The organism is Thermosynechococcus sp. B3, assembly GCF_030323045.1.
In the GTDB taxonomy this organism is placed as follows: Bacteria; Cyanobacteriota; Cyanobacteriia; order Thermosynechococcales; family Thermosynechococcaceae; genus Thermosynechococcus.
On sequence record NZ_CP097584.1, the window covers coordinates 1,239,976 to 1,253,098 of the forward strand.

16 protein-coding genes are annotated in these 13,123 nt (G+C 54.2%); 5 read left to right on the forward strand and 11 right to left on the reverse strand.

The genetic code is table 11. The features are described 5' to 3' along the window. Window positions 1-7: 7 nt before the first annotated feature. Entirely contained in the window at window positions 8-730 is a 723-nt protein-coding gene (locus tag M0646_RS06325; protein WP_286627080.1) for a superoxide dismutase, read from the forward strand. Here the strand turns inward: M0646_RS06325 and M0646_RS06330 are convergent. Genes M0646_RS06330 through rpsP form a run of 4 tightly spaced genes read right to left on the reverse strand, consistent with a single transcriptional unit; the run spans window position 675 to window position 2,489 of the window. After that, complete coding sequence (locus tag M0646_RS06330) at window positions 675-1,697, reverse strand: PhoH family protein (protein WP_149819174.1); 1,023 nt, start codon at window positions 1,695-1,697, stop codon at window positions 675-677. The genes M0646_RS06325 and M0646_RS06330 overlap by 56 nt on opposite strands. Before the next feature lie 9 nt (window positions 1,698-1,706). After that, entirely contained in the window at window positions 1,707-1,880 is a 174-nt protein-coding gene (gene rpsU / locus M0646_RS06335; RefSeq protein ID WP_015126245.1) for a 30S ribosomal protein S21, read from the reverse strand. 3 nt (window positions 1,881-1,883) lie between these two features. Further along, window positions 1,884-2,234: a KH domain-containing protein gene (locus M0646_RS06340; RefSeq protein WP_149819176.1), complete on the reverse strand. Its 351-nt coding sequence runs from the start codon at window positions 2,232-2,234 to the stop codon at window positions 1,884-1,886. Window positions 2,235-2,237: 3 nt separating this feature from the next. Then, entirely contained in the window at window positions 2,238-2,489 is a 252-nt protein-coding gene (gene rpsP, locus M0646_RS06345) for a 30S ribosomal protein S16 (protein WP_149819178.1), read from the reverse strand. A 106-nt stretch (window positions 2,490-2,595) separates the two neighbouring features. Here rpsP and fabD point away from each other — a divergent pair, with 106 nt between their 5' ends. Further along, complete coding sequence (gene fabD / locus M0646_RS06350) at window positions 2,596-3,486, forward strand: ACP S-malonyltransferase (RefSeq protein ID WP_286649971.1); 891 nt, start codon at window positions 2,596-2,598, stop codon at window positions 3,484-3,486. Then, on the forward strand, window positions 3,483-4,118 hold the full coding sequence (locus tag M0646_RS06355; protein WP_286627084.1) for a 1-acyl-sn-glycerol-3-phosphate acyltransferase: 636 nt from the start codon (window positions 3,483-3,485) through the stop codon (window positions 4,116-4,118). The genes fabD and M0646_RS06355 overlap by 4 nt, the downstream gene beginning before the upstream one ends. On the opposite strand, the gene gap is transcribed toward M0646_RS06355, so the two are convergent. The 7 genes from gap to M0646_RS06390 all read right to left on the reverse strand — a co-directional run bounded on the left by gap (window position 4,115) and on the right by M0646_RS06390 (window position 11,354). After that, on the reverse strand, window positions 4,115-5,137 hold the full coding sequence (gene gap, locus M0646_RS06360; protein ID WP_286627085.1) for a type I glyceraldehyde-3-phosphate dehydrogenase: 1,023 nt from the start codon (window positions 5,135-5,137) through the stop codon (window positions 4,115-4,117). The genes M0646_RS06355 and gap overlap by 4 nt on opposite strands. 23 nt (window positions 5,138-5,160) lie before the next feature. Next, complete coding sequence (locus tag M0646_RS06365) at window positions 5,161-5,496, reverse strand: rhodanese-like domain-containing protein (RefSeq protein ID WP_149819186.1); 336 nt, start codon at window positions 5,494-5,496, stop codon at window positions 5,161-5,163. 52 nt (window positions 5,497-5,548) lie between these two features. Further along, complete coding sequence (locus tag M0646_RS06370; RefSeq protein ID WP_286627086.1) at window positions 5,549-7,096, reverse strand: NAD(P)H-quinone oxidoreductase subunit N; 1,548 nt, start codon at window positions 7,094-7,096, stop codon at window positions 5,549-5,551. Between the two features lie 145 nt (window positions 7,097-7,241). Next, the gene (locus tag M0646_RS06375) at window positions 7,242-8,138 is read right to left on the reverse strand and encodes an LD-carboxypeptidase (RefSeq protein ID WP_286627087.1); all 897 of its coding nucleotides are present in this window, start codon (window positions 8,136-8,138) and stop codon (window positions 7,242-7,244) included. Window position 8,139: 1 nt separating this feature from the next. Further along, the gene (locus M0646_RS06380; RefSeq protein WP_286627088.1) at window positions 8,140-8,676 is read right to left on the reverse strand and encodes a DUF2808 domain-containing protein; all 537 of its coding nucleotides are present in this window, start codon (window positions 8,674-8,676) and stop codon (window positions 8,140-8,142) included. A gap of 3 nt (window positions 8,677-8,679) precedes the next feature. Then, on the reverse strand, window positions 8,680-9,201 hold the full coding sequence (locus tag M0646_RS06385) for a transcriptional repressor (RefSeq protein ID WP_190278270.1): 522 nt from the start codon (window positions 9,199-9,201) through the stop codon (window positions 8,680-8,682). Window positions 9,202-9,422: 221 nt separating this feature from the next. Then, entirely contained in the window at window positions 9,423-11,354 is a 1,932-nt protein-coding gene (locus M0646_RS06390) for a transglycosylase domain-containing protein (RefSeq protein WP_149819196.1), read from the reverse strand. 150 nt (window positions 11,355-11,504) lie between these two features. On the opposite strand from M0646_RS06390, the gene tyrS reads away from it, so the two are divergent. Further along, window positions 11,505-12,731, forward strand: coding sequence for a tyrosine--tRNA ligase (gene tyrS / locus M0646_RS06395; protein WP_286627167.1), 1,227 nt, complete (start codon window positions 11,505-11,507; stop codon window positions 12,729-12,731). 57 nt (window positions 12,732-12,788) lie between these two features. Beyond that, complete coding sequence (locus tag M0646_RS06400) at window positions 12,789-13,118, forward strand: hypothetical protein (RefSeq protein ID WP_286627089.1); 330 nt, start codon at window positions 12,789-12,791, stop codon at window positions 13,116-13,118. Window positions 13,119-13,123 lie beyond the last annotated feature (5 nt).

The window sequence follows — 13,123 nt, forward strand, 5'->3', positions numbered from 1 at the left end:
ACTCGCTATGCCCCTAACCCGTCGTCAAACCCTTGGCCTTCTCGTCGGCAGTGCCGCTACACTCTGGTTGCGATCGCGCCCAGCCGTGGCTGAAGGTGAGCCGTCAGAAATTTATACGCTGCCGCCTTTGCCCTACGGCTACGATGCCCTAGAGCCAGTGATTGATGCGCAGACGATGCAGCTACACCACGACAAACACCATGCGGCCTATGTGAAGACGCTGAACAAGGCACTGACGCCCTACCGGCAATGGCAGGGGCTACCTATTGAGGATTTACTGCGCCACATTCGCCAACTACCCACCGCCATTCAACAAACCGTGCGCAACCACGGCGGCGGCCATGCCAACCATTCCCTCTTTTGGCAAAGTATGGCACCGAATGGGGGCGGTGAACCCACGGGGGAGCTGGCCACAGCAATTGCAGCCACCTTTGGCTCGTTCTCAGCGTTTCAAACCCAGTTTCAGCAGGCAGGTCTAAAGCACTTTGGCAGTGGCTGGGTCTGGCTTGTGCTGACGCCCCAAGGAAATCTGGCCATTACCACCACACTGAACCAAGATTCGCCGCTGATGCAAGGGCAAGTGCCGATCTTGGGCAATGATTTGTGGGAGCATGCCTACTACCTGACCTATCGCAACCGTCGCGATCAGTACCTAGAGGCTTGGTGGCAGGTGGTTAATTGGCCTTGGCTGAGCGATCGCTACGCCCAGATGCGCGCTCTTTTGACTTAGTAAGCAAGGCCTGCTCATGGCGATCGTAGGCATCAATAATTCGCTCGACAAGGGGATGGCGAATCACATCCCCCTTGGTTAGATAACAAAACGCGATCCCTTCGACATCTTTGAGAATTTTCGTGGCCACACTGAGGCCGGAGGTTTGATGTTCTGGTAGATCGGTTTGTGTCAAGTCCCCCGTTACCACCAAGCAGGAGTTAAAACCAATGCGGGTCAAGACCATTTTCATCTGGGCAGGGGTGGTGTTCTGGGCCTCATCGAGGATGACAAAGGCATTATTGAGGGTACGCCCTCGCATATAGGCCAAGGGAGCCACTTCAATCACCCCCCGCTCCATCAGGTTACTAATTTTCTCTGGCTCCACTAGTTCGTAGAGAGCATCGTAGAGGGGACGCAAATAGGGATCAATTTTTTGCTGTAAATCTCCCGGCAAAAAGCCGAGCCGCTCCCCTGCTTCCACCGCAGGCCGTGTCAAAATCAACCGCTCATAAGTACCCGACAGTAGCGCTTGGACGGCTAGAACGGTGGCCAAGAAGGTTTTGCCGGTGCCCGCTGGCCCAATGCCAAAGGTGAGTGTGTGGCTGCGAATGGCTTGAATGTACTGGCGCTGGCGAAAGGTTTTGGCACGAATAATGTCGCCGCGACGGGTGCGAGCCAGAATATCCTGTTGCAGCTCTTGGAGGGCTTCCCGCTGCTGGGTGTCGTAGGCATGGCGGACGGTGAGAATATCTACCCCAGACACAGGACGCCCCTCGCGCCAGAGGGTACCGAGGTCTTGAATCAGTTGTTGGCAGAGTTGGATTTGAGCAGGGGTACCAGTGATGTAGAGATCCCGCCCCCTTAAAACAAGGGTCGCCCCTGTTTGGGCGGCAAAGATGCGCAGGTTGGCTTCTTGCTCACCGACAAGGGCGATCGCACTCTCAGTGCTGTGGAGGTCAATCGTGAGGCTTTCCCTCGTGGTCATACCCAAGGCTTAGCGATTGCGCTTGCGGGCGGCCTCCTGTTTGCGTTTGCGGCGCAGGCTGGGTTTCTCGTAACGTTCACGCCGTTTGACTTCCGAAAGAATGCCCGCTTTTTGGATTTTTTTCTTGAATCGCCGTAGAGCGGACTCAATAGATTCGTTTTCACCTAAACGCACTTCAGACACGCGCTAACTTTGCCTCCTTGATGATGGATAAGAACGACGGAATCGCCGGGGGCGATCGCTCCCTTGATGATCTATTTTAGGCGTACTTTTGGCATCGTCATAGACATCTAGGTAAACCTGCTGACCGGCGGCTTGGGCAGCAGCCTGTAGAACTGCTCGAATGGCATGGAGATTGCGACCGCCACGGCCATAGACCCGTCCCTTATCCTCGCCAGCAAAGGCAAGGCGTACCCAGATGCGAGAATTGGCAGGGGAAAATTCCGCATGCAGCCGTAGCGTTTCCGGTGCTTCCATAAAGGGTTCCAGCAGGAAGCGAATCAAGGCAGCGTAGTTGGGGGCAGCCGACTCAGTCATTGCCTATTTTTTGGCAGTTTCGGGGAGAAGATTTGCTTTGACAAACAGCCGCCGCACGGTATCTGTGGGTTGTGCGCCCTGCGCCAAACGCCGCTTGATAGCCTCTTCCTTGAGGCGCACTTCATCACGGATCGGATCATAGAAGCCCAATTCTTCGAGGGCACGCCCATCGCGGCGATCGGTATTGTTCATCGCCACAATCCGATAGGTGGCGTTCCGTTTTTTGCCGTAGCGTTTGAGACGCAGTTTAATCATGTCAGCCTATGGAGATAAAAGGGGCAGATTTTTATCGACAATTTTCTAGTATAACGGACATCCCAAATCGGGTAAAGTAGATTGCGGTTCGAGTTGAGCACTGCCGATGACAAAGACAGCATGGTTATTTCCCGGCCAAGGGTCGCAACATCCAGAAATGATGGCGGATTTGCTGACGGCCTATCCCCCAGCCGAGGAGCGGTGCGCACAGGCAGCGGCGATTTTGGGGTGGTCGGTCATTGAGTGCTGTGCAGGTCGTATCGGTAACTTAGATCAAACCCTCTATACCCAGCCGAGTTTGTTTCTGGTGGAGAGCTTGCTTGTGGATGCCCTCAAGGAACAGGGGGCAAAAGCGGACTTTGTTGCGGGGCATAGTCTCGGCGAATATGTTGCCCTCTATGCGGCGGAGGTTTTTGACTTTACAACAGGACTGAAGTTAGTGCAGCGGCGAGCCGAACTGATGAATGCCGCTGGGGGGGGCAAGATGGTGGCCTTGATTGGCTTTGACCGCGAGCAGTTGCAAGAGGCGATCGCCAGCACAGCCAATGTGGTTCTGGCCAATGATAACCATCCGGGGCAGGTGGTGATTTCGGGGCTGCCGGCAGCGGTGGACGCGGTGCTAGGCAAAATTAAGGTGAAGCGAACGGTTCCCTTGAATGTGAGTGGGGCTTTTCATTCCCCGTTTATGGCGGAGGCGGCAGCCACATTTGCCACGCTGCTGGAGGAGTGCACCTTCCACGAGGCGATCTTTCCCGTTTTGAATAATGTCGAACCTGAACCGACAACGGATGCAGCGGTGATCAAGGCACGGTTGCAATCGCAGATGACCGGCTCTGTGCGGTGGGTGGACACCTGTCATGCCCTTGCGGCAGCGGGGGTGACCCAAGCCTTTGAAATTGGTCCCGGCAACGTATTGGCAGGCTTGGTTAAACGCACGACCCCAGAGATCACCGTTACCAGCATTGCCACGATCGCTAGTTTGGAGAGCCTTGGGTGAGTCGCGATCGCGAGCCGCTGATCAGCCTGCTCCTCTACCATCTTTTCAAATGGTCAGTGGTGAGTCCACTCCTGCACACCTACTTTCGCGGGCGCATCTATGGTGCCCATCAGGTACCGCTGCGAGGGCCACTGGTGGTGGTAGCCAATCATGCCAGCTACTTTGATCCACCCCTGATTTCTAACTGTGTGCGCCGACCGGTGGCTTGGATGGCCAAGGAGGAATTATTCCAGATTCCCATTTTTCGGACATTGATTCGGTGGTACGGTGCCTATCCTGTGAAGCGGGGAGCTGGCGATCGCCGCGCATTGCAGGCCGCCCTCAAAGCTCTAGAACAGGGTTGGGCAGTGGGGGTCTTTTTGGAGGGCACGCGCACGAAAGATGGGCGCATCTATGATCCGAAATTGGGGGCAGCACTCATTGCCGCCAAAGCTCAGGCGCCTTTATTGCCCGTATGCCTTTGGGGAACCCAAGAGATTCTCAAAAAAGGTGGATTTCCCCGACCCGTTCCCATTACAGTGCGCATTGGTGCTCCCATTCCGCCCCCAGCTTCGGGCGATCGCGCTGCCCTAGAAGCAGTCACACAGCACTGCTGCGAAGTGATCCACCGTCTCCATGACTTGGGTCGCTAGAGCAGACCATCCTTAGCGGCCATCAATTTGAGGAGATCTACCACACGGCAGGAATAGCCCCACTCATTGTCGTACCAAGCCACCACCTTAAAGAAATTGGCATTGAGTTGGATCCCCGCTGTGGCATCAAAGATACTGGAGCGGCCATCACCGATAAAATCACTGGAGACAACCGCCTCTTCGGTATAGCCGAGAATCCCCTTGAGATCCCCCTCAGCCGCTGCCTTCATTGCCGCACAAATCTCGTCATAGCTCGTGGCCTTCTCAGTTTTGAAGGTTAAATCCACCACCGACACATCGGGTGTGGGTACGCGAAAGGCCATCCCCGTCAACCTGCCCTTGAGTTCGGGCAACACCAGTGTCACCGCTTTAGCAGCGCCGGTAGAGGCGGGAATAATATTTTGGCCAGCCCCGCGGCCGCCGCGCCAATCCTTCTTACTAGGACCATCCACCGTCGGTTGGGTTGCGGTAACAGAGTGCACCGTGGTCATTAAGCCCTCAGCTAGCCCAAAGGTTTGATGTAGTACCTTCGCCACCGGTGCCAAGCAATTCGTGGTGCAACTGGCATTGGAGACAATCACATCCACCGCTGGATCAAAGGCCGCATCATTAACACCGACGACAATTGTTTTCACCTTATCGGCATCCTTGGTGGGGGCTGAAATCACCACTCGTTTCGCACCGGCCTGAAGATGCTGAGCCGCCCCCTCATAGCCAGTAAATAGGCCAGTGGATTCAACAATGTAGTCGGCGCCAACCGATCCCCAAGGCAGTTCTGCGGGATTGCGAATGGCCGTACAGGGAATGAACTTACCATCAATTTCGATGCCCTCTGCCGTGGCCTTGACGGTTCCCGGATAGATGCCGTGGGTGGAATCGTACTTAAAGAGGTAGGCAAGGTTATCCGCAGGCACGAGATCGTTAATGCCGACAAACTGAATATTGTCGTAGGCGAGACCCGCCCGTAGCACCAAGCGGCCAATGCGGCCAAAGCCATTAATACCGACTTTCAAGGTCATGAAAACTCTCCCAAGGCAATCAACTAATAACGGGGTAGGGTTGGATCCACTGCCGCAGCATAGGCATCAATACCACCGACAATGTTTTTCACATTACGGAATCCCTGCTGAATCAACCAGTGACCCATTTGCGCTGATCGCACACCGTGGTGGCAGAGTACCAAGGTTTCCCGATCTGGATCAAAGAGCTGGCAAATTTGGGGCGACCATTGGGGAAACGCACTCAAGGGCAAAGGCGTAAAGTGAGGAAGATGGGCGATCGCCCACTCCTCTGGTTCCCGCACATCAATGAGTTGCAAGGTATCCGCCTCTGTGGCTAGGCGTTGCGCTAATTCCACCACTGTGATTTGTCCTAGCATAGCTTCCCCTTGATTCTAGGGGGATAGATCGGGGATGGTACTAAAGTCATCCTTAAGATTTACCTGCCGGCGGTAGGCTTTGGTAGGCCACCTCGATCGCCGTCGGTTGATGAGCCACTTGGGGCACATCTAGTACTGCCGTATTCACCAAGTTAAAGAGGGGATTGGCCAAGATACCCGCCAAGGAGGTGGCAATCACCGTCATCACTAGACCCACCTGCAAAGGACGCATGCCAAAGGTTGACCAAGAAACCTCGGGATAATTTTGCACAGCTAGGGACATTTCTTGGGGTTCCTTGACTACCATCATCTTGACAACACGAATGTAGTAGTAAATCGAGATCACACTCGTTAATAGACCCAGCAGCACCAGACCATAGGCACCGGCTTGCCAACCCGCCCAGAAGAGGTAAATTTTGCCAAAAAAGCCGGCCAAGGGAGGAATCCCCCCCAGAGAAAGCAGACAGAGGCTCAGGCCGAGGGTGAGCAGGGGGTCTTTTTGATAGAGGCCGGCATACTCACTAATTTGATCGGTACCCGTGCGCAGGGAGAAGAGAATCACACAGGTAAAGGCGCCAAGGTTCATGAAGAGGTACACCAGCAGGTAAAAGAGCATACTGGCATAACCTGCCTCAGTGCCAACGACAAAACCAATCATCACAAACCCCGCCTGCCCAATGGAGGAGTAGGCGAGCATCCGCTTCATGCTGGTTTGGGCAAGGGCAACCACATTGCCGAGAATCATGCTGAGGATCGCCAGCACCGTAAAGATGAGTTGCCACTGATCGGTGACACTGGGGAAGGCCAAGGTCAAAAAGCGAATGGCAAGGGCAAACCCAGCCGCTTTGGAGCCAACGGAGAGAAAGGCAACCACAGGCGTAGGGGCACCCTCATAAACATCGGGCGTCCATTGGTGAAAGGGCACTGCTGAAATTTTGAAACTAATGCCAGCAATAACAAACACTAAGGCCACCACCAGACCCAAGGATTCCGCAGAGAGAGCTTGGGCAATTTCTGGTAATTGGGTGTACCCACCGGAGAGGCCATACAACAGTGACGATCCATAGAGGAAAATGGCAGAACTGGCCGCACCAATCAGGAGATATTTCAAGGCGGCTTCGTTGGAGCGGCTATCGCGCTTGGTGTAGCCGGTGAGCAGATAGGAGGCAATACTCAGGGTCTCTAGCGCCACAAAGATAAACACCAGTTCTTGGGCACCGGCAATGAACATGCCACCCACCGTGGCGGTCAACAGAATCGTCATAAATTCGCCGAGGGAACTGCCCGTTTGCTCAACATAGCGAATGGACATGAGAATCGTGCCCAAGGCTGAAAGGGCAATCAGTCCCCGGAAGAAGAGGCTGAGGTGATCAGAAATAAAGCTGCCAAAGAAACTGACGGTGTCGGGCTGAGTCCACAGGGGAATCATCGTGGCGATCGCTCCCCCTAAACCGACAATGGCAAAGTAGGGGGTCCAGCGATCGGCTTGGCGTCCCTGAATCAAATCTGCTAGGAGGACGACGAGCAGCGTCACAATCACGATGGTTTCCGGCAAAATGGTGCCTGCATTCAGCTGTCCGGCCAGTGTCACCAAATCCATAACTCTTTACGCGCCTTGATGGAATCCCCCATATCTTATCACTCGAATTTTCATTTCATTGTTTGCCAGCGATCGCCTTCTGCTTATGAGTGGGATTAGTTTTTACCAATCTCGGCACTGGCAGAGGTGGTATTTTGATTTTGGGTCAGAGCAATAGCCGCAAAGAGCCGCGATCGCCATCCAACTCTGCTGCGACTCCCACAGGTAAGGCAGCGTTCACCCCCTCATGACCAAAGGGCAAGTCACTGACAATGGGAAGCCCCAAATCCCCTAAGCGATCCTGCAACACCTCAATCAGCCGAAAATTGGGTTGGGTGGTCGGATCCTCACAGCGACTAAAACGACCGAGGGCAATCCCCTGAATCTGATGCAACACACCACTGCAGCGCCACTGCGTCAACATGCGGTCAATGCGATAGGGGGCTTCACCCACATCCTCTAGAGCCAAGATCACATTCTCAAAAGAAGGACAATCAGGCGTCCCCAGTAAATGAGTCGCGACTGTTAAATTCCCCACCAAAAGACGACCCTGCACCACACCGCCCCCCCAACCCGTTCCCAAGAGCGGCTCTAGGGGTTTGCCCCGCACCAGATCAAAAAGCCGCTGCTGACTCCAAAGGGGTTCTGCCGCCAGCGTGGTGAGTACTGGGCCATGGACACCGGCCACCCCTTGGTTAGCATAGCTCCACAGCAAAGCCGTAATATCCGAAAAACCAATCAGCCATTTCGGCGATACCGCTGGCCACTGCCACTGCTCCAACAGACGAGTCGCTCCAAATCCACCCCGCCCGCAGAGAATACCCTTAATAGAATTATCTTGCAATAAGTGCCGCAGGCGATCGCGCCGCTGTTGATCGGCACCCGCAAGGTAGCCCCAGCCGGCAAAGGCCGCCTCATCGACAATCACCTCATAGCCCTGAGCTTGCCAACAGGCCACTCCCTGCCAAAAAGGTTCCCTTTGGCGGAGGACACCACTGGGAAAGGCGACGGCAAGGCGATCGCCCGGCTGAAGCGGCGGCGGTAATGTTGCAAAGACGGTCACGTTAGAAAAAATTAGAGTTGCGGTAAAACTGCAAGCGACCCGTGCCGATATTTTGACCTAGGGCGCGATCGCCCCCCCGAGGAAAGGCTGTCACAGCAAAAAGATACGTCCCATCCCATTGGGGATTGCGCACAGGAGCAACCTCAACCCGCAGGTACGACCCCGGTGGCACAGGGGGATCAAAGGTCACTGTGAGCAGCGCTGAATGGCCATCAAAGGTCACCTCGGCCAAGGGAATCGGCTGGTGGGAGCGATCGCCGATAAAAGCACGGGTACGTTGGGGCAAAAAGTAAATTGTCTCAATGCCGGGCAGTTGTTGAATGTCAAGCCGGGCAAGGGGTTCGCCTGCGGTGGTCGGTATCTGCACAATGAAGTTGTAGGTGGTATTCGTTAGCCACACTTGAGGATAGCGGGTATTGGCTTCAACAAAAATGGGTGGCTGATCAAAGGCCACCCGACCATCGGGAAACTCAACCCCTAGGCTCTGAGGGGGCAAAGCAGCTATGCCCACAAGGGCGATCGCGAAGGGTCGTCGCATCCCTTATTTACCCCGCGAGGGGGGTTCTGTGCCGTGGGCGATCGCGCTACTACAGACCCAGTTTTCCGGCAGTCCGGGGTAACCGCGCCGCAGCGCCTCTGGGCAAATGGTGTAAATCGTCAGTTGGCAATCAATCAATTGCAGACCATACTTCTCCGTCTGCTTCAGAGCCTGCTTGAGAATCGTATCATTGTCGAACTCCATTGTGCGGTTGCATTGCACGCACACCATGTGGTGATGGTGGTGCGGGGACATGGTATTTAATTCATAGTGCTTGTGTCCCTCTGCCAGTTCCAACTCCCGCAGAATACCCATCCGCGACATCAGCTTTACGGTGCGGTAAACGGTGGATAAACTAATGGAGTGTCCCTGTTTGCGCAACTCATGGTGCAGGTCTTCAGCACTCAGGTGATTGCCCTTGGGCAGATTCTGGAAAATATTGAGAATGGTTTCTCGCTGTGGCGTCAACCGCCAGCCCTTCTCATTCAATTCTGCCTTTAAGGCTGCTGCTGTATAAAGTGGCATAGAAGATTCGCTTGATCTGCCGATATTGGTTTGCATGATAGCCGACAACAAGTGTCATTTGCAACAACCCCAGCTTATTGAGAATAATTACAATAGTTTTACTGAAGTTTCTGCAAATGAGTTGCAACGCCCAAGCACCATCTGATCAAATCGATCAAATCAAGTGTTAATGGGTTCAGTGGCGCAGAACCCAGTTCAAAAACCAATCCCTAATTTGTTTGCTAATTTGTTTGCCGTTGCGGCTTGGGTCGCTGGAACTTCGACATTGGAGTAAAGTCTTCGATGGGCACATCCTTGAGTGCCTGACTCATGAAATCCCGCCAAATGGGTGCCATAAAGCCACCCCCCGTTGCCCCCTGCCCGAGGGGTGCATAGTTGTCATTCCCTGCCCAAACAGCCGCTGAGAGTTGTGGCACATAACCAACAAACCAAATATCCCGCTCAGAAGAGGTGGTGCCTGTTTTCCCCGCCGCGGGTCGGCCAATGTTGGCGGCTGTCCCTGTGCCACTGGTGATCACACTCTGCATTGTGTTGTTTAGGGCGGCGGCGGCCCAAGGATCAAGCACGAGTTTGGGGCGCGGTGTGTGATCCAAGAGCAAATTGCCATTGTTATCGGTGACTTGAATGATGGTTGTGGTGGGGGATTGCCAGCCATTGTTGGCGAATGTGGCATAGGCCGCGGCCATTTCCAAGGGCGTTAGATCCACAGCCCCCAGAGGTAGAGAAACCACAGGAAGCATGGGACTGGTAATGCCAAGGGTACGGCAAATTTCAATGACGCGCTCAATGCCCACCTCTTGGCCAAGAACAATCGCAGGAATATTGCGGGACGTGGCCAAAGCCATACGCATAGACATCCCACCCATAAAGGAGCCATCGTAATTTCGCGGCACATACCACCCACTGCCATCGCGATACCTAACGGGTGAGTCGTTAATTCCAGAATCGGGCGTATATTTGCCACTGGCATAGGCAGCATAAAAGACAAAGGGCTTAAAGGCAGACCCCGGTTGACGCATGGCTTGGGTGGCGCGATTAAACTGACTGCGGTTGTAGTCCACACCGCCGACAAGGGCTTTGACATAGTGCGTTCGTGGATCTACTGCCGCCAAGGCCAACTGATCGGCGCGCACACCACTGCCCCGTAGGGTTTGATAGCCGCGTTGGATTGCCTCTTCGGCCATTTTTTGCACCTTGACATCAAGGCTACTTTGTACCCGCATTCCCCCACGGATAACCGCTTCACGACCAAATTGGCGGGTCAACTCCTGCAACACAGCATCCGTAATCCAAGGGCTACGACTGCGCTGGAAGGAGGTAATTTCCCCTAGCTTGATGGGTTCTTGGGCAGCGGCAGCGGCCTCTTGGGGGGTGATCCAATCCAATTCCACCATCCGATCCAGCACCAACTGCTGCCGTTCCTTGGCGAGGTCAAAATCCACAAAGGGGCTATAGGCCTCGGGCGCTTGAATAATGCCAGCCATCATGGCGGCTTCGGCAAGCGTGAGATCAGCGGCATTTTTTTTGAAGTAGCTTTGGGCTGCGGTTTGTACGCCGTAGGTATTGTGTCCCCAATAGACTTGATTGAGGTACATCTCCAAAATTTCATCTTTGCTGAAGATCTGCTCGAGGCGCATGGCCAGAACAGCCTCAGCCACTTTACGGCTAATGGAGCGATCTTGAGACAAAAAGAGATTTTTCACCAATTGCATCGTCAGGGTAGAGCCACCCTGTACGGTACGCCCCGAGGTGAGGTTGACCATCAAGGCACGGGAAATACCAATGGGATTAATACCGCGATGCTGGTAGAAACTACTGTCTTCAATGGCCATTACAGCCAGCTTCAAATTGGGGGAAATTTCGCTGAGGGGAACGACTTCGCGGTTTTCTTCATCGTGAAGGCTGACAAGGAGGGTGCCCTTGACATCGTAAATGTGCGTCGTTTCACTGGGAATGTAGCCCCGCAGCGATCGCACATCCGGCAAATTCCGAAAGCTAATCGCCAAGCCCAGCAGTCCCCCGCCGATCGCCGCACAACCAAAGGTCATCCCCACAAGGAAGGTACGGTTAGCAATGCGCAGGACCCCATGCCAGAAGTTTTCATCCTGGGGGCGAGTTTGGGAGGGGTGTTTGCCAAGGGTAGTGGTGGACACGACAGTCGCTTCCTTACGCCAATTATTTTTTACTTCGTATATGATTTTTTTATTGGAATAAAAGTAAGGGATGGCAAAATTGCCCCGCGATCGCAATTGATTGCTATCATAGCCATCCTAGACCAGAAAATGTCCCAGCCCAATTCCATGATGTCTTCAGATCTTGAGGCCACAATTGCCCGGCTCCAGCGCGGCGTTGTCGAAACGTTTCCCCATGTCCCTGATTCCACCAAACCCGAAGAAAATCTCTGGGCCTATTTGCGGCAAACGGAGCGCCCGCTGCGGGTTAAGCTTGGCATTGATCCCACCGGCAGCGAAATTCACCTTGGCCACAGTATTGTGCTGCGCAAGCTGCGGCAGTTTCAGGATGCGGGTCACTGTGCCGTACTGATTATTGGTGACTTTACGGCTCAAATTGGCGATCCCACAGGAAAGTCCGAGGTGCGCAAACAACTCAGCCCCGAAGAAGTGGCTGCCAATGTGCAAACCTACCTTGAGCAGGTGAAACCCATTTTGGATTTTGAGACCCCCGGCCGCTTAGAAATTCGCTACAACTCGGAGTGGCTCGCTAAACTGGACTTGCGGAAAATTCTTGAGCTACTGGGAACGATGACTGTTGGCCAAATGCTGGCCAAGGAGGGGTTTGCCGAACGCTACGCCAAGGAAACGCCCATTTTTCTCCATGAGTTTCTCTATCCCCTCATGCAGGGCTATGATTCGGTGGCGGTGGCCGCAGATGTCGAGTTGGGGGGGACGGATCAAAAGTTCAATATTGCTGTCGGTCGCGATTTACAGCGCCATTTTCGCTTGCCCACCGTGCAATTTGGTCTGCTGATGCCGATCCTAGTGGGCACGGACGGAGTACAGAAAATGTCGAAGTCCCTTGGCAACTATGTGGCGCTTACGGAATCGGCAGCCAGTATGTACTCCAAGCTGGAAAAAATTCCCGATGCCTTGGTGAACCAATACATTGAGTTGCTCACGGATTTGCCCTTGGACAGTTTACCCCCCAATCCCCGCGATCGCCAGAAGGCCTTGGCCCTAGAAGTCGTGAGTCAGTACCATGGGCGCGATCTCGCCCTGCAAACCCAAGCGGAACTAGCCGCGATCGTCACCCAAGGGCAAACGGCACAGGCGGGATCGATTCCAGAGTATTCCCTTGGGGAGTTTCAGTTTCCTGTGAAGCTGACTTATGTGCTCAGTCACACCAAGCTCTGCCCCAGTAGCAGCGAAGCGCGCCGACAGATCCAAGGGGGTGGGGTGCGTCTCAACGGCGAAAAAGTTACGGATGTGGACTTTACCCTCACGGCACCGGAACCCTATGTGAACCAAGTGCTGCAAGTGGGTAAGAAAAAATTCCTGCGCTTTCTACCTTAGGTGGCGGTTGGCATTCTCTGCCAGAATGAAGATGAGGTGGTGCAGAGAATGTGTAGGATGAGCGAGCAGGAATTTCAAGCCAAGGTACTCAGCGAGTTGCAGGCGCTGCGTGTAGATGTGGAGAAGCTCGGCACCGATGTCGAAAAACTACAAACGGATGTCGAAAAGCTCCAAACTGATGTGCACAAACTGCAAGGGGATGTGAGTGAGTTGGCCACTCAGGTGAAAAATCAAGAGTATAAGTTTGAGGTCTATCAGCGGGGCACCGATGCCATGGTGCGGATGGCAACAACGATTATTATTGCGGCAGCATCGGTCGTGGTTCTGGCGAGTCTTTCCCCGGCGATTACACCACTTGTGAGCGCGATCGCCCACCAAGGGAATTAACTACA

Coding starts and splice junctions, on each gene's coding strand:
- M0646_RS06400 (WP_286627089.1), top strand. CDS start 12,789: ATGAGCGAGCAGGAATTTCAAGCCAAGGTACTCAGCGAGTTGCAGGCG.
- M0646_RS06385 (WP_190278270.1), bottom strand. CDS start 9,201: ATGCCACTTTATACAGCAGCAGCCTTAAAGGCAGAATTGAATGAGAAG.
- M0646_RS06370 (WP_286627086.1), bottom strand. CDS start 7,096: ATGGATTTGGTGACACTGGCCGGACAGCTGAATGCAGGCACCATTTTG.
- tyrS (WP_286627167.1), top strand. CDS start 11,505: ATGTCTTCAGATCTTGAGGCCACAATTGCCCGGCTCCAGCGCGGCGTT.
- M0646_RS06330 (WP_149819174.1), bottom strand. CDS start 1,697: ATGACCACGAGGGAAAGCCTCACGATTGACCTCCACAGCACTGAGAGT.
- fabD (WP_286649971.1), top strand. CDS start 2,596: ATGACAAAGACAGCATGGTTATTTCCCGGCCAAGGGTCGCAACATCCA.
- rpsP (WP_149819178.1), bottom strand. CDS start 2,489: ATGATTAAACTGCGTCTCAAACGCTACGGCAAAAAACGGAACGCCACC.
- M0646_RS06340 (WP_149819176.1), bottom strand. CDS start 2,234: ATGACTGAGTCGGCTGCCCCCAACTACGCTGCCTTGATTCGCTTCCTG.
- M0646_RS06380 (WP_286627088.1), bottom strand. CDS start 8,676: ATGCGACGACCCTTCGCGATCGCCCTTGTGGGCATAGCTGCTTTGCCC.
- gap (WP_286627085.1), bottom strand. CDS start 5,137: ATGACCTTGAAAGTCGGTATTAATGGCTTTGGCCGCATTGGCCGCTTG.
- M0646_RS06325 (WP_286627080.1), top strand. CDS start 8: ATGCCCCTAACCCGTCGTCAAACCCTTGGCCTTCTCGTCGGCAGTGCC.
- M0646_RS06365 (WP_149819186.1), bottom strand. CDS start 5,496: ATGCTAGGACAAATCACAGTGGTGGAATTAGCGCAACGCCTAGCCACA.